Genomic DNA, 15,343 nt, shown 5'->3' with positions numbered 1-15,343 from the left:
GACGCAAGGCCGACCGGTGCCGCGGCGTATCGCCCGCCGGCCTGCGCGCGACAGGACAGTCGTGCGCCTTCGGACTTGGCGAGCGCGACCTGCCCCCTCTCCCGAGCGGGAGAGGGTTGGGGTGAGGGAGGAGAACGATCCGGACGAGGCGCCCCCCCTGACGTTGCGTTACCGACGCGCTCGATCCTGAAAATTCTCGCCCCTCACGAAAATTCTCGCCCCTCACCCTGTCCCTCTCCCGCACGGGAGAGGGGACCCGCGTCTTGTTCGGGGGGGCCACTCCGGAGTGTACGCTGGTCCGCTCCGGCCGGCTCCAGGCCTTTGTTCTGGCGCGCTCCTGCGCCGAACCGGTGTCCCTTTCGGCGCCAGAGCGCCCTCTATGCCGGCAGCAGGTAGGCCGGATCGAACAGCCCCCGCTCCCGCAGGCCGTCGAGGTCGCGGATCGTCAGGCGCCGGCTGCGCAGGGCGACGAGGCCGCTGCTGCGCAGCTCCTTGAGGGTGCGGTTGATGTGCACGCTGGTCTGGCCGAGGGCGTCGGCGAGATCCGGCTGGGTCACCGGCATCGGCAGGCTGGTCCCGTCCGCCAGACCCGCCCAGGTGAGCCGCAGGTGCAGCTCGCAGAACAGGTGCGCCAGCCGCTCGATCGCCGAGCGGCGCCCGACGCTGGCGATCCACTCCCGGTGGATGGCCGTGGTGGCGAGCGTCTCCCGCCACAGGCCCTCCTCGATGGCGGGCCGGCCGCGGACCGCGTCGGCGATCTGCTCGGGGGTGATCCGCGCGACCGTGACGGGGGTCAGCGCCCCGATGGCGTGGTCCATGCGCGCCCGGCGGAACGCGAACGGATCGCACAGGTCGCCCGGCAGGAGCAGGGCGACGATCGCCCGCCGCCCGTCCGGGAACTGCTTGTAGCGGCAGGCCCAGCCGTCGAGGATCAGGTGCGTGTGGTACGGGTCGCTGTGCGGCCCCTCGATGTCCTGGCGGCCCGCGACGTGGCGGATGTGCTGGCGCGCGAGACCGTCGAGGGTCACGCGATCCTCGGGGGCGAGGCGGACATGCCGCTCCAATTTCCGGACGAACGGATTCTCCACGCCCGCCTCCGGTCAGATCGCGGCGGGGCTTGCGGGGCGGGTGCGGACCGGTCTCATGCCGCCGGTCCGGCGACCATCCGGAGCGTCGCGGCCGGGCCAAGCCCGACGACGCGCAGGCCGGCCCCTGGCCGTCGGTGGATCCGCGCGCCCGGGTCGGCGCACGCGACGGTGCCGTCGAAGGTATCAATCAAGTTGTCAGGCACGGATATTTCGATCGGCGGAAGGTAAACGGTCTTCCGGATCGCGAAATCCGGATGTTCTTGATCCGCTTGTGCCTGGACCGGAGAACCGCGCGCCAACCTGTGTTAGTTTGCCCAACCGGGTCGGTCACGTCGGGCTCAAGGCCCCACGAATCCTCGCCCGGGCCGGCCCCGGAAGCCACCATTGCTTGCGACCGCCGGGATTGAGCCGGCGGATCACCGGCCCCGCGGGGCCGGTGCGCTACTCCGCGGCGGCGCCCACCGTATCGGCCATGCGCGCCCGGCGGGTGCCGAGCGGCTGCGGCGTGCCGACGGTGGTATCCTCGGCGGTCTGGTGCTCCATCTCGGCGTTCAGCTGGGCGCCGGCCAGCACGATCATGGTCGAGAGCCAGATCCAGGTCATGAAGCCGATGGCCGCGCCGAGCGAGCCGTAGGTCTTGTTGTAGCTGCCGAAATGGGCGACGTACCATGAGAACAGCAGCGACGCGGCGATCCACAGCAAAGCCGCCAGCGCGCTCCCGGGCGTGACCCAGCGCCAGCGCGGCGCATCCCGGCTGGGGCCGTAGCGGTAGAGCAGGGCGAGCCCGAGCAGGACCGCCACGAACAAAGCCGGCCAGCGCAGGAGCGTCAGCCACCGCGCGTCGGCCCCGAGCCCGACGTAGGTGAGCACCAGGGGCAGCACCACCACCGCGGACAGCGCCAGGATCAGGAACAGCAGCGCCCCCGCGGTGAAGCCGAGGGAGACGAGGTTGAGCACGACGAAATTGCGCCGTTCGCGCTCGTTGTAGACGAGGTTGAGCGCGTCGAAGACGTGCTTCACGCCGCCATTGGCGCTCCAGACCGACAGAACGATGCTGAAGACCAAGCTGAACCCCAGGGTGGTGTCGCCCTGCTCGTTCAGGCGCTTGACCTGATCGCCGATGATCTCCAGCGCGCCCTGGGGCAGGATACCCTGGAGGCTGGCGAGCTGCGCGTTGATGGTCGAGGCATCGGCCACGAGGCCGTAGCACGAGACCAGCGCCGCCACCGCCGGGAAGATCGCCAGCAGGGTGAAGAAGGTGACGCCGGCCGCGATCAGCGACAGCCGGTTCTCGCCGATGGCGCGGTAGGTGCGCAGCGCGATGTCCTTCCAGCCCTTGGCGGGGATCTCGGTGGGCGTGGCGGCGCCGCGCCCGCGATCGGCCTCAGTCCGGGCGACGGTATGCGCCGCGCCGCCCGTATGCGAAGGGGAGGGCCGGCGCGCGCCATCCTGATCCGAGCTCTGATCCGAGCTCTGGTCCGGGGCCGGTTCGGCCGGCCGGCCCGTCCGGCGCGGGAGGGCCACGAGGCCGATCAGCGCGGTGGCCAGCGCCAGCGTCCAGACCGTCGATGCGTGACCCTGCGGACCGGCGGCCTCGGAGCGGGCGGGTTCGGGAACGGGCATCGCGGATTCCGGGCGGGGTTGTGGGACAGGGTCTGGGACGGCTTCTGGGCGGAGGTTCCGAGGCGCCCGGGGACGCGATCGAGGGCCGCACTTGCCCAGGGGAACGTCACATCGCACGCAACGGTTCGCCTTTCAGTTGCAACATCGCCGTTGAAACCTGGCGCGAAGACCCCGCTGGCCGGCAGCGCCCTCGACCGGGCCGATCCGGGTCCGCGCTTGCGCGGCTCTGGTGCCGGGGGGTGGGGGGGCGGCAGACCGAGCATGGGAAGCCCGCGACCGATGAGCGTTCCGGCAAACCGCTAACCCATGTTGCGGCATGGGCGGCCTCGGCGCGCGACAACCGCGTGCGGGCTCGACCGGCCCGATCGCCGACGACCGGACCTGAATGCCCGCACCCGAAGGCTCATCCCTCCTCGCCCCCCTGGCCGACCCCCTGGCCGATACGCTGGAGGATCGCGTCGCGGATGGCGCCGACGACTCTGCCGAGGATACGCGCGAGGACACCCGCCACGGTCTGCCGGAGGCCGTGCGGGCCCATCTGGGCACCCTGCTCGGCCATGCCTACGACCGGATCGGCCCGGCGCCGGGGGCCACCTCGGATCGCTTCGCCGAACTCCTGGCCCGCCTCGGGACCGCCCTCACCCGGGCCGACGGCGCGCGGGAGGCGACGTTCCGCGCCGGCCTGCTGGAGGTGGTGCCGGCGCTGCACCGCTTCGCGGTCTCGCTGACCCGCGACCCGGCGGCGGCCGACGACCTCGTGCAGGACACGCTGCTGCGCGGCTGGCGCGGCCGGGGCGGCTTCACCCCCGGCACCAACTTGGAAGCGTGGCTGTTCACGATCCTGCGCAACGTCTTCTACAGCCAGCACCGCAAGCAGGGCCGCGAGATCGCGGATTCCGACGGCAACCACGCAGAACGGCTGACCAGCATCCCCGAGCAGGGGGGGCACCTCGACCTGCAGGACGTGCGCGCCGCCCTCGACCGGCTCGCACCGATGATGCGGGAGGCTCTGGTCCTCGTGGCGATCGAGAACCTGAGCTACGAGGAAGCCGCCGCCGTGATGAACTGCCGGATCGGGACCGTGAAGAGCCGGGTCTGGCGCGCCCGGGAGCAGCTCGCCCGGATGCTCGGCTACAGCGGGGCCGAGATCGGCAACGACGGCGTGATGCTGTCGGTGACCGGCACCACGGCCTGAGGATCGTCGCGGCCAGGAAATCCGGGACGAGAAATCCGGAACGGGAAATCCGGGACGAGGCCCGGGCCCGTCGGAGCGTGATCCGTGTTCGGGGGCCATGCCGCCTGTCGGGATGCGGCTCCCGACCGGCCCGCCTTGCAGGGCTTCAACCCCGAATACGCAAATTCGTCGCTTATCCGCGTGTATTCAGCAGCAAATTTGACTTAGGTGAAAGCGCCCGGGTGCAGACTCGGGCGACATGAAGCGGGTTGGGTCGATCCGTCGGCTCGGCTCGGCTCCCATCGGTGCGACACCCCCCCGATCCGCCGATGGGAGCCCCCTTCTCGGCTGGGGGCGCGTCCGGCCGGATCCTCAGCGCGAAACCTTTCCCGCCCGGTCCGCGTCGAGCTGCAGCAGCAGCTCCGCCAGCCGGGGATCCAAAGCCTCGTCGATCACCGGATCGTACAGCGCGCGCAGCGCGTGGCCGAGGCGCACGCGCGTCTGCGCGTCGAGGACCGGACGGCCCGCGATCGGGACCACCCGCAGGGCGGCCTGCGCCCCGTCGGGACCTGTCCGTGCGGCGGATCGCGTGGTGATGGGTCTCGGGGCGGCGCGCTGATATTCGGATTGGGGCATGCGCCCTACATCGGCCCCGACCGGGGCGACGGCAACCGCCGGACGCCACAGAGTTTTCCAAGAGACCGACGTTGCGCACCGGCGTTTCAGGCGTCGTCTTCGGGTGCGAACACCTCGCCTTTCTCGGCGAGGACCGTGTCGGCCGTGTCGCGCGCCAGCGCGGCGTCGGCCGGGCGGCCGGTCTCGTCGGCGCGACCCGGATCATCGCCCCCGGGATCATCGCCCCCGAGATCATCACCCGAGAGCAGCCGCGCCAGCGCGCGCTCCCAGCCGGGCGGCAGGGCCTGCCCCTGTCCGGCGAGGATCTGCCCGACGCGGCGCAGGACCTGATCCCGATCCGTCCGGTCCATCTCCGCGAAGGCGGTCCCGAGCCCGAGTTCGGTCGCGGCCTGGACGGCGGCCTCGGCCCAGCCGGGCGGTGGTGCGGGCGTGTCGGTCATGGCGGTGCGGCCTCCTGAGGGAATCCCGTATGGGAATCAGCGCAGACCCTGGGTGGCGAGTTCCTCCGGCACGAGCGCGGCCGCCGCCTGACGCGCCAGGATCGCGTCGAGGGTGACCGGACGCGCGTCCCAGGCATCGACGCCGACGTCGCAGGACCGGGTCGTGTCGGCGAGCCAGCCGTGGCTGTGGCCGTAGAGATGGCGCGTCTCCCGCCACAGGCCCGGCCACGCCCGGTGGGCGTAGTGCGACAGGAACAGCCGGTGTTCCGCGCCCTGCGCGTCCGGGATCGACAGGCGGGCGCTGTCCACGGGCGGCTCGGCCCAGGGCAGGTCTAGCACGCGGTTCGAATCGTGGTTGCCCCGGACGAGGCGCTTGGTCCCGTTGAGCCGGGCGAAGACCGCCGCGCAATGGTCGCGGCTCGCATGGGCGGCGAAGTCGCCGAGGTGCCAGACGCCGTCCCCGGGGCCGACGACGGCGTTCCACCGGGCGATCAGGGTCTCGTCGTGGGCCTCGATCGTATCGAACCGGGCCCGCTGGTGCCGGAGGATGTGCGGATCGCCGAAATGCGTGTCCGCGGTGAAGAAGAGGGTCATGACGCCCGCCGGAGCGGTTGTCCCGTCGATCGCCGACGCGCCAGGAGCCTGTCATCGAATGTCCGCACCATCCGCGTTCCCCATCATGTCGTTCGTCTTGAAAGTCCGGGTTTCAAAGGGTCTGCGACCTTTTGCGGGTGCAGGGCTTTGCCCGGATGTCGGGCTTTGCCCGGATGTCGCGCCTTGCTCGAGTGTCGGGCTTCGCCCGATGCGCCGGGGCTTCGCCCTCGCGACCCACCAAAGGGCGTAGCCCTTTGGAAACCCGCGATCTTCTGCACACCCATCTCCTGCCGGCGGCCGGCCCATACCCGGCCCTGCGGGACGCCCTGGAGCGAGCCGGCCCGCTCCGGATCGAGCCGGCGGCACACCCCTGCGTCGCCGAGCGCCTGTTCGTCGAGGTGGTCAACCAGCAGCTCTCCACCCGGGCCGCCGCGGCGATCTGGGGGCGGATCGAGGCAGCGGCTACCGCGGCCGCCGGCACGCCGCGCGCCCTGTTCGAGGCCGGCGACCCGGATCTCCTGCGGGCCTGCGGCCTTTCGGGCAACAAGGCCCGGGCCCTGCAGGCGATCGTCGCGGCCGAGGCGGCGGGCCTGCTCGGCCCGGAACTGGCCGGGCTGCCGCATCCGGAGCGCGCCGCGATCCTGTGCGGTATCCGCGGCGTGGGCCCCTGGACGGCCGACATGGTCGGCATCTTCCATTTCCACGACCCGGACATCTGGCCGGAGGGCGACGTGGCGGCGGTCGGATGCCTGCGCCGGCTGACCGGCCAGGCCGACACGCGCGCCGTGGCGGCGGCCTTCGCGCCGTACCGCTCGATCCTCGCGCGCTACCTCTGGCGCATCAAGGACACGGCCGCCGCGGCGCCCGCATGACGCATCGCCTCAGCGCCCGACCGCCTGGCGCAGGGCCGCGACCATCGTCTCGACCGCCTGCTGCGCCGTCTCGCCGAAGTCGATCTCGGTCTCGCCGGCGGTGACGAGGCCACGCTCCTCCAGCTCCTTCACACCCTGCGGGTCGGCCTCGTGGCCGGCGCCGTCCTTGCGGATCACCGAGGTGACCCGCTCGCCGCTGACGAGGCGGTGATAGGCCGCGAAGGCGAAGATCGAGAGCGCCTTGTCGGAGAGTCCGTTCACGTCGTCGGCCATGCTGTGCGCTCCTCGCGTCGGGGTTGACGGACGAACGCCGCACGGGGTCGGCGGCTCCGGTCGTCGGCGGGGGTGCGACGACGGGTGCGGCGGAAACCTGCGTCCGGCCACGGACCGGCGCGGACGAAGCGTTGGCCTGTCCGCGCAAGTCCGCGTACTCTGCTGTCTTCATGACCATAAAGACCGACCTGACCGAAGTGGAACCCAGCCCGAACGCGCCGCGGGACGCCTCGCGTCCCGATCTCGACTATCGCCTGCGCCAGCAGGCGATCCTGTCGGAGTTCGGCGTCGAGGCCCTGCGCGGCACCGATGTCGATCACCTGCTGCAGCGGGCCACGGAGCTGTGCGCGCAGGGCATGGGGGCCGAGTTCTGCAAAGCCCTGGAATACCGGCCCGGTGCCGACACGCTGCTGGTGCGGGCGGGCGTCGGCTGGGGATCCGACGTGATCGGCAAGGCGCGGGTCGGCGCCGATCTCGCCTCGCCGGCGGGCTTCGCCCTGAAGACCGGGCGGCCGGTGATCTCGAACCACCTCGCCGCCGAGACCCGGTTCCGCACGCCTCAGCTCATGGCCGAGCACGGCGTCCGCCGGGCGATCAACGTGCTGATCGAGAACCGGGAGGGCGCCTTCGGGGTGCTGGAGGTGGACGATACCCGCGAGGGCATGTTCGCGGAGGCCGACATCGCCTTCATGCAGGGCTTCGCCAACCTGCTCGGCGGCGCGATCGAGCGCCAGCGCACCGAGAGCCTGCTGCGCGCGGCCCTCGCCCGCCAGGACCTGCTCGCCCGCGAGATGAGCCACCGGGTCAAGAACAGCCTCGCGATCGTGGCGAGCCTGCTCGCCCTCCAGGCCCGCGCCGCCGAGGCCGAGCCCGCCGTGCACGCCGCCCTGACGGATGCGCGCAGCCGCGTCGAGGCGATCGCGGGCGTCCACGACCAGCTCTGGCGGCAAGGCGACGGGGGCGGAGACGGGAACGGGGAGGGGGTTCCGGGCGAGCTCGACCTCGCGCCGTTCCTGGAGACCCTCGTGGCCAACCTCGCGGGCGGCCGGCCCGACCGGAGGCTCGCCTGCACGGCCGCCCCGTACCGGATCTCGGCCGATCGGGCGATCCCGATCGGGCTCCTGGTCAACGAACTCGTCACCAACGCGCTCAAATACGCGTATCCCCTCGGGACGCACCCGGAGGGCGGCGAGATCCGGGTCCGGGCGGAGCCCCGGCCCGACCTCCTCGTGGTCGAGGTGGCCGATGACGGGGTCGGGCTGCCGCCGGGCTTCGAGGTCGGGCGCACCTCGAAGAGCCTCGGCATGCGGGTCGTCGGCAGCCTCACCCGCCAGCTCGGCGGCCAGCTCACGACGCCGAGGACGCCGCGGGGCGCCTGCTTCCGGCTGGAGGTACCGCTGACGCCCTGAGCCGCGTGCGGCGCCCGGGTCGCAAGATCGGGGCAGGGTACGATCGGTCTGGAAATTCTACCCCCTGGACTTGGTCACTGTGAGCATCGCCCTGGACATCGGAGCTGTGCGTAGGCGTTGAAGCTGTGATCGTGACTTCTTTTTGCGACATCCGGGCCTCATCGTTCAGGATGATGCGCTTGCGCACGATGCGCGCATCGATATGGTCTTGGCCGTTACCTCCGAATCCGACCGTCCGCGCGGGCAGATCATGATGACCGCCTCCAAGCCGAAGGCGATGGAACAAACGCCCGGTCCCCTCGGTGGCGGGCCGGGTATCGGCGCATGACCGCCGTCGCCTTCGATACGCTCCGCTTCGTCCGCACGCTCCGCGAGAAGGCGAAGATGTCGTCGGAGCAGGCAGAAGGTCTGGCCGATGCCGTCGCGGAGGCGATCCAGAGCGATCTGGCGACGAAGACCGACATCGCCATGGTCCGGACGGATATCGAGGCGTTGCGGCTTTCAACGAAGACCGACAATGAAGTGCTGCGGCTCTCCACGAAGACCGACCTTGAAGCGCTGCGGCTCTCCACGAAGGCCGACCTGCGCGAGGCGGAGCTGCGCCTGGAGGCCAGGATCGAAGCCACCAAGGCCGAGATCATCAAGTGGACGATCGGCTCGATCGGGTTTCAGGCGCTCGTGATCGTCGGCGCGGTCGTGGCCCTCACGCGGGGCCTGCACTGAGCCATGCGCGCCCGCCGGGCTCTCGGCTCCGGCGCGCGGATCGTCACGAAAGGCTTACGCCCGGCTTCCGGGATGGGGCCGCGGGGCTGGACAAACGCCCCGCGCCGCCGCGATCTGGCGTGATGGCGCGTCGAGACACGACAGGGGCGGAGACCGGGGTCGGGGAGGGGGCGGCCAAGACCCTCGCCCAGCGGCTCCACGCCTTCCGAAGCCTCGGCGACAATTGCGAGTTCGGGTTCGTGCAGCGCTACGGCGGGGTCGAGCCGTCCGGCCTGCTGCGCTTCTCCTACACGCCGCTGGAGGATTTGATCCGCGGCCTGCGCTGCGGGTTTTCGGATTTCGGCGTGCCGGGCGACCTGCGCCTGTCGGTGAGCGCGGGCGGCACCTACTATTGCCACAGCCTCGCGTACAACATCTGGGCCAATACCGGGCACCCGGAGGGCTCGGTCGCCCCGGAGGCGCTGCTGGAGCGGGAATACGGCCGGCTCGCCCATCTCAAGCGCAAGTTCCTCGACGAACTCGCCGAAGGCTCGAAGATCCTGGTGCGCAAGGTCGACCGTGACGCGCCGGATTCCGGCTTCGCGCGGCTCGCCGAGGCGGTCCGGGCGCACGGGCCCGCGACGCTGCTGCGCGTCACCGAGGCCGGGCCGGCCTGGACCCCGGAGCCCGTCCGGCGCGGCGCCGATCACCGGATCGAGGGGCGGGTGCGCCGCTTCGCACCGGCGGAGCAGGCCTGGGCGGTCGATCTGGAGCCCTGGATGCACCTCGTGGACGGGGCCTATGCGCTTGTTCACGGCGCGGCGCCGACCCGCCTCGACGCTGACGCCTTCCCGGAGGCGCTGGCGCTGTCGGGCCGGCTGCGGCGGCATGTCGGCCGGCACCGGGAACCGGGATTCACCGCGTTCACCCGGACGGTCGATCCGGCCGGTTTCGACCGGGACGCGATCCACGTGTTCTCGAGCTGGGTGTGGATCCCGGAGGATTTTGCCGGGACGCGCGTCTTCGCGGCGGCCGGTTACGCCCGGCTCGGCTGGCGGGACGCCGACCTGTCGCGGCGCGGGTGCTGGCAGCGGGTCTGGGCTTCGGGACGGCTGCGCCCCGAGGTCGCGCGCGAGCCGATCGGCCTCGGAATGGTCGGAACCCGCCGCGACGGCTTCTGGTCGGCCGGGGCGCGCTTCGCCGAAGGCCCGATTCCGGGGGACGCGCCGCCACCCGCTGGGCCGATGCCGCCGGTCCGGTTCCCGGGGCAGGATCTCCTCGCCCGGCTGAGGCCGCGATCCCTGTAGGCCTCAGGCAAAATGCCGCTGTGCACCGGGTCGGTCGCCGGAACGTGAGGGCGGCCGGCACCGCTGCGGCCAACAGCCAAGCCGCAAGCCCTTGATTTTGGGGGCTGCGGCCTGATTTCGCTCTCGGTCTGAAAGCGCACAGTGACCGATGGCCGTGGCGCCGCGCGCGCGGCCGTCGGGGTCTGCGGACGACGGGGCGAGGCCGGCCGCGTCGGTTCCGCGACACAGGGGGGATTCCTGATGGACGACATGAGACTCGACAAGACCGACACCACGACGTTCGAGATGCAGGGCCAGTGCCCCTTCGGCGGTGACCGGATCGGCGGGGCCTTCGGCGACCGGCCCGCCCTGGAGAACTGGTATCCCCATCGCCTGCGGGTCGAGCTGCTGCACCAGAACGGGCTCGCCGCCGATCCGCTCGGCCCGGATTTCGACTACGCCGCCGAATTCGCCACGATCGACCTCGATGCGCTCAAGAGCGACATCAAGCAGTTCCTGACCTCGTCGGTCGCCTGGTGGCCATCCGATTACGGCAATTACGGCCCGCAGATGATCCGCATGGCCTGGCACTCGGCCGGCACCTACCGGATCGCGGACGGGCGGGGCGGCGCCGGCACCGGCATGCAGCGCTTCGCGCCGATCTCGAGCTGGTGGGACAACGGCAACACCGACAAGTCGCGCCGCCTCCTGCAGCCGATCAAGCACAAATACGGCAACGCCCTGTCGTGGGCCGACCTGATGGTGCTCACCGGCAATTGCGCCCTGGAGATCATGGGCCTGCCGACCTACGGCTTCGCCGGCGGCCGGCTCGATGCCTGGGAGGCCGACAACGCCACCTACTGGGGCCCCGAGGTGGTCGACATGGGCAGCGTGTCGAGCTTCGACGACATGGTGAACCGCGACAAGCGCTGGCGGGCGAAGAACGGCGACGCCGACTACGACCTGGAGAACCCGCTCGCCGCCTCCCACCAGGCGCTGATCTACGTGAACCCGGAGGGCCCCTACGCCAACGGCGACCCGCAGGGCTCGGCGAATGATATCCGCGTCACCTTCACCCGCATGGCGATGAACGACGAGGAGACGGTGGCGCTGATCGCGGGCGGCCACGCCTTCGGCAAGAGCCACGGCATGACCCCCGCCAAGGAGATCGGCCCGCCGCCCGAGATGGCGCCCATGGAGGCGATGGGCCTGGGCTGGCACAACCCGAAGGGGGCGGGCTCCGGCAAGGATACGATGACCAACGGCATCGAGGGCAGCTGGACCCCCGATCCGACCCAGTGGGACAATGCCTACCTGGAGAATCTCTTCACGTTCGAGTGGGAGCAGACCAAGAGCCCGGCCGGCGCCCTGCAATGGACGCCCAAGGACCCGAACGCGCCCAAGACCCCCGACGCGCATGTCGCCGGCCAGATGCACCCGCTGATGATGATGACCTCCGACATCGCCCTCAAGGTCGATCCGGAGTACCGCAAGGTCTGCGAGAAGTTTCTGGGCGACTTCGACGCGTTCACGCAGGCCTTCTCGAAGGCGTGGTACAAGCTCACCCACCGCGACATGGGCCCCAAGCACCGCTATCTCGGCCCGGAGGTGACGATCGAGGACGGGCTGCTGTGGCAGGACCCGCTGCCCGACGCCGCCTACGCGCCGGTCGGCGCTCCTGAGATCGCTGCGCTCAAGCAGGCGATCCTCGACAGGGGCCTGTCGGTCTCGGACCTCGCCTTCACGGCCTTCTCGGCGGCCGCGACCTACCGCGACAGCGACAAGCGCGGCGGCGCCAATGGCGGGCGGCTGGCGCTGGCACCCCAGAAGGACTGGGCGGTCAACCGCAGGGCCGCCCCGGTGGTCGAGGCCCTGCGCGGCGTGATGGCGGCGTTCAACGATCGCCGCAGCGACGGCAAGCGGGTCTCGCTCGCCGACCTGATCGTGCTCGGCGGCTGCGTCGCCGTGGAGAAGGCCGCCTCGGAGGCCGGCGCCGCAATCCCGGTGCCGTTCACCCCGGGCCGGGTCGACACCACGCAGGAGCTCACCGACATCGAGATGTTCACGTGGCTCAAGCCGGTGGCGGACGGGTTCCGCAACTACGTCGATGACGGGTTCGGGCAGATGACCCGCGGCGTCTCGCCGGAGGAACTCTTCCTCGACAAGGCCAACCTGATGACCCTGACGGCCCCGGAATGGGCGGTCCTGACCGCCGGCCTGCGGGCACTGAACGCCAACCACGATGGCGGGCAGCACGGCGTCTTCACCGACCGGGTCGGCGTGCTGAGCCCGGACTTCTTCCGGGCGGTGACCGACACCGACCTCGTCTGGGAGAAGGCCGACGCGGAGGGCATGACCTTCACGCTCAAGGACCGGACATCGGGTCAGGCGAAGTATACGGCCACGCGCAGCGACCTCGTCTTCGGGTCGAACGCGCAGCTGCGCAACATCGCCGACGCCTATGCGGGACGCGACGGAGACGCACGGTTCGTCAGGGACTTCGTCCGGGTCTGGGACAAGGTCATGATGCTCGATCGCTTCGACGTGAAGGGCCACAAGCGCTACGCGCCGATGGCGGCCTGAGATCGGGAAGCGGGGAGGGGCACGACCGACCCCGCTTCTCTCCCTCCCCCCTCTGCGGGGGGAGGGAAGATCCGCGGCGGCACCGTTCAGGCCGCCCGCCGGCGGCTGCCGGCGGTAGAAACCTGGGCCACCGGCATGTCGGCCTCCGCGATCGGCCGGAAGCGTCCCTCCGCGCCGTCATACGCCAGGAGGGCGCCGGTCTCGATCTCGAAGAACCAGCCGTGCAGGCGCAGCGTCCCCTTGGCGAGGGCAGCCGCGACGCTCGGATGCGTGCGCAGGTTGGCGAGCTGCACCACCACGTTCTCCAGCGCCAGGGCGTGGTGGCGGGCCGTCTCGTCCATGTCCTCCGGATAGGCCTCGCAGACGATCCGCTCGGCGGCCTCGGCGTGGCGCAGCCAGGCCGCGACGGCGGGCATCCGCGCCAGCGCGTCCCGGTGCATCAGCCCGTGCATCGCGCCGCAATCGGAATGGCCGCAGATCACGATGTCGCGCACCTTGAGCGCCACCACGGCGTACTCGATCGCCGAGGAGACGCCGCCGATCACGTCGGAGGCCGGGGGCACGATGTTGCCGGCGTTGCGGCAGACGAACAGCTCGCCCGGCCCCGCCTGGGTGATGTGCTCCGGCGAGACCCGGGAATCCGCGCACGCAATGATCAGCGCGCTCGGGTGCTGACCGTCACGCACGAGCTGCTGGTACATCGCGCGCTGGCCGGGGAAGACGTGGCCCTGGAAGGCGGCGATGCCCTGGATGAGGCTGTTCATGAACGGATCCCTGACACGGGGCGGCAGCGGTGACGGAAGCGGGAGAGGCCGGCCGGACCGGAGCCCGGCGGCGGGTGATTGCGGCGCGTGATCTCAGCGGATCGGCCGGCGGTTTCGGGTGGTCCCGGATGCCCAGTGGGACTCGACCGGGCGGCGGACCAGGGCGGCTCCGGCCCGCTCGTGGAGCATCGGCGCGCCGAGGATCTGGCCGGTGCCCATACGCTGCGAGTGGAGCGAGCGCGGGTCGTGGTGGGGATCGCTGATGTAGGAGCTCATATGGCCACCACCGGCGACCTGGCGGCTCCCGCCACCGCCCTCGCCGGCCTGGGCGGCCAGGGGCATCAGCAGGGGTGCGGCGGCGGCCAGGACGGCGAGGCCGAGGGTCGGGCGGAGGATCGAGAGGGGGCGTGCGTGCATCGTCGTGTCTCCTCGTCTGTTCCAGTTCTGCGAAGAACACTGCGTTTTCGCCGATGTCCTGAACATAGCCATGATCAGACAAGGTCGATGTGCGTCCCGACACAGTAGAACACGAGAAAATTTAATCCCCGGCGCGGGATTGACTGTGTGCGTGGGCGCACGCCGACGCATCGTCAGACTCCGGCGGCGGGATTACGGTCTGAACGCGATTCGCTTGCCCCCAGGGCGGCAGCCTTCGCCGCGTACCGGGCCCGCGAAGGGCGATCAGGGGATTCCAAAGGGCAGGCCCTTTGGCGGGGTGTCGGGGCGGCGCCCTGCTTTGCACCCGCAAAAGGTCACGGACCTTTTGAAACCAGGATCTTCATCCCGAACACGTCGTCACCCCCCGAGCAGGGCGTGGGCCGCCCGGACCAGGATCCCGTCCGGCCGGCGCAGGGCGTCGAGCACCGAGAAATGCTCGGCGCCGGGCACCGGCAGCAGGGGGCCGGGGGCGTGGGCCGCCGCCCGCAGGGCGTGCAGGTTGCGGGCGTCGTGGATCAGGGCCGGCAGCTCGTGCGTGCCGTAGGCGACGCACAGGGGTTTTTCCACCACCGGCAGGCGCAGCGGCGAGAGGGCCTCGATCTCCGCGTCGGTGAGATGGAGCTTGTCGTTGAGACTGGTCTGGCGGATCGGCGCGAGATCGTAGACGCCCGAGATGGCGAGCCCCGCCGCCACGGCCGGATGGCCGAGCTGCAGCGCGGTGAGCAGCCCGCCCGCCGACCAGCCCGCCAGGACCAGGGGGCCGCGGATCCCGTGCCCCGGACCCTGCGCGGCCAGCCAGTCGAGGGCCGAGCCGATCTCGGCCGCGATCCGGGTGAGGCTCGCCTCCGGGGCGAGGGTGTAGCCGACCATCGCCACCGACCAGCCGGCGGCGTTCGGGCCCTGCGCGAAGCAGGCGAACAGCTCCCTCGCCCCCCGCTGCCAGTAGCCCCCGTGGAGGAAGACCAGGCAGGGCGCACCGGCATCCCGGGCCGGATAGAGATCGATCGCGTTGCGGGCCCCCGGGCCGTAGGGCCGGTCGAGGCCGCCCGGATGCGCGGCCCGGTAGGCGGCCGAGGCGGCGTCCCGGGCGGCGACCTGCTGCGCGCTGTCGGCCACCGCGCGGGTGTTGTCGTAGCAGGCATCCCGCGCGTCGGGATCGAGGGAGGCCCAGCGGTGGCGCGGATCCGCTGGGGTCGGATCCTCCAGGCGAAACGCTGGGTTCCCGGTCGCTTGAACCATTGTGGGTTGTCTCTGGCGGCCCCGGCTCATGCACCATGGCAGGGTCCGGGATCCGGGTCGAGATGGGTTCAGAAACCGGGGCGCGCTCCGGGGATCGTTCCGCCGTAGCCCCAGCCCGTGAAGGGCGGAGCCGCGACCCGCTCCCGCGTGGCCGGGGCGAAGATCCGGGCGAGCGGCCGGGGCGCCTGCCACGCGCGCCAGTCCCGAAGCCGGTCGCGGGCG

15 protein-coding genes are annotated in these 15,343 nt (G+C 71.4%); 6 read left to right on the top strand and 9 right to left on the bottom strand.

The window, feature by feature from the left end:
• Nucleotides 1–377: 377 nt before the first annotated feature.
• Together OXS49_RS16415 and OXS49_RS16410 are read right to left on the bottom strand one after the other, a co-directional pair.
• On the bottom strand, nt 378–1,088 hold the full coding sequence (locus OXS49_RS16415; RefSeq protein WP_243997867.1) for a Crp/Fnr family transcriptional regulator: 711 nt from the start codon (nt 1,086–1,088) through the stop codon (nt 378–380).
• A gap of 441 nt (nt 1,089–1,529) precedes the next feature.
• Nucleotides 1,530–2,711, bottom strand: coding sequence for a YihY/virulence factor BrkB family protein (locus tag OXS49_RS16410; protein ID WP_267425659.1), 1,182 nt, complete (start codon nt 2,709–2,711; stop codon nt 1,530–1,532).
• A 385-nt stretch (nt 2,712–3,096) separates the two neighbouring features.
• Between OXS49_RS16410 and OXS49_RS16405 the strand changes: the two genes are divergently transcribed.
• Nucleotides 3,097–3,906, top strand: coding sequence for a sigma-70 family RNA polymerase sigma factor (locus OXS49_RS16405; protein WP_267425658.1), 810 nt, complete (start codon nt 3,097–3,099; stop codon nt 3,904–3,906).
• Between the two features lie 351 nt (nt 3,907–4,257).
• Here the strand turns inward: OXS49_RS16405 and OXS49_RS16400 are convergent, their stop codons facing one another.
• The 3 genes from OXS49_RS16400 to OXS49_RS16390 all read right to left on the bottom strand — a co-directional run bounded on the left by OXS49_RS16400 (nt 4,258) and on the right by OXS49_RS16390 (nt 5,555).
• Nucleotides 4,258–4,521 (bottom strand): hypothetical protein, encoded by a 264-nt coding sequence (locus OXS49_RS16400; RefSeq protein WP_243997875.1) that lies wholly within the window; start codon nt 4,519–4,521, stop codon nt 4,258–4,260.
• An 86-nt stretch (nt 4,522–4,607) separates the two neighbouring features.
• Nucleotides 4,608–4,961 carry a hypothetical protein gene (locus OXS49_RS16395; protein ID WP_267425656.1) on the bottom strand — a complete coding sequence of 118 codons (354 nt, stop codon included), beginning with the start codon at nt 4,959–4,961 and terminating at the stop codon, nt 4,608–4,610.
• Between the two features lie 36 nt (nt 4,962–4,997).
• Nucleotides 4,998–5,555, bottom strand: coding sequence for a metallophosphoesterase (locus tag OXS49_RS16390; RefSeq protein ID WP_243997879.1), 558 nt, complete (start codon nt 5,553–5,555; stop codon nt 4,998–5,000).
• 287 nt (nt 5,556–5,842) lie between these two features.
• Between OXS49_RS16390 and OXS49_RS16385 the strand changes: the two genes are divergently transcribed.
• The gene (locus tag OXS49_RS16385) at nt 5,843–6,427 is read left to right on the top strand and encodes a DNA-3-methyladenine glycosylase 2 family protein (protein ID WP_346016954.1); all 585 of its coding nucleotides are present in this window, start codon (nt 5,843–5,845) and stop codon (nt 6,425–6,427) included.
• 9 nt (nt 6,428–6,436) lie between these two features.
• On the opposite strand, the gene OXS49_RS16380 is transcribed toward OXS49_RS16385, so the two are convergent.
• Nucleotides 6,437–6,700: a hypothetical protein gene (locus tag OXS49_RS16380; protein WP_243997882.1), complete on the bottom strand. Its 264-nt coding sequence runs from the start codon at nt 6,698–6,700 to the stop codon at nt 6,437–6,439.
• Between the two features lie 170 nt (nt 6,701–6,870).
• Here OXS49_RS16380 and OXS49_RS16375 point away from each other — a divergent pair, with 170 nt between their 5' ends.
• The 4 genes from OXS49_RS16375 to katG all read left to right on the top strand — a co-directional run bounded on the left by OXS49_RS16375 (nt 6,871) and on the right by katG (nt 12,680).
• Nucleotides 6,871–8,109 carry a histidine kinase dimerization/phosphoacceptor domain -containing protein gene (locus OXS49_RS16375; RefSeq protein ID WP_243997884.1) on the top strand — a complete coding sequence of 413 codons (1,239 nt, stop codon included), beginning with the start codon at nt 6,871–6,873 and terminating at the stop codon, nt 8,107–8,109.
• A 324-nt stretch (nt 8,110–8,433) separates the two neighbouring features.
• Entirely contained in the window at nt 8,434–8,832 is a 399-nt protein-coding gene (locus OXS49_RS16370) for a DUF1640 domain-containing protein (RefSeq protein WP_267425652.1), read from the top strand.
• 122 nt (nt 8,833–8,954) lie between these two features.
• Nucleotides 8,955–10,118 (top strand): hypothetical protein, encoded by a 1,164-nt coding sequence (locus tag OXS49_RS16365; protein WP_243997888.1) that lies wholly within the window; start codon nt 8,955–8,957, stop codon nt 10,116–10,118.
• A 240-nt stretch (nt 10,119–10,358) separates the two neighbouring features.
• Nucleotides 10,359–12,680 (top strand): catalase/peroxidase HPI, encoded by a 2,322-nt coding sequence (gene katG, locus OXS49_RS16360; protein ID WP_267425651.1) that lies wholly within the window; start codon nt 10,359–10,361, stop codon nt 12,678–12,680.
• 86 nt (nt 12,681–12,766) lie between these two features.
• Here katG and OXS49_RS16355 read toward each other — a convergent pair whose 3' ends face one another.
• The 3 genes from OXS49_RS16355 to OXS49_RS16345 form a co-directional block, all read right to left on the bottom strand.
• Nucleotides 12,767–13,444 (bottom strand): carbonic anhydrase, encoded by a 678-nt coding sequence (locus OXS49_RS16355; protein ID WP_267425649.1) that lies wholly within the window; start codon nt 13,442–13,444, stop codon nt 12,767–12,769.
• 93 nt (nt 13,445–13,537) lie between these two features.
• The gene (locus tag OXS49_RS16350; RefSeq protein ID WP_267425648.1) at nt 13,538–13,861 is read right to left on the bottom strand and encodes a hypothetical protein; all 324 of its coding nucleotides are present in this window, start codon (nt 13,859–13,861) and stop codon (nt 13,538–13,540) included.
• 378 nt (nt 13,862–14,239) lie between these two features.
• Nucleotides 14,240–15,121: an alpha/beta hydrolase gene (locus tag OXS49_RS16345; protein WP_267425647.1), complete on the bottom strand. Its 882-nt coding sequence runs from the start codon at nt 15,119–15,121 to the stop codon at nt 14,240–14,242.
• Between the last annotated feature and the right edge of the window lie 222 nt (nt 15,122–15,343).

This window comes from Methylobacterium sp. GC_Met_2 (assembly GCF_026540795.1).
GTDB lineage: Bacteria > Pseudomonadota > Alphaproteobacteria > Rhizobiales > Beijerinckiaceae > Methylobacterium.
The sequence above is the reverse complement of the archived record's forward strand: the minus strand, read 5'-3'. Positions and strand labels throughout refer to the sequence as shown.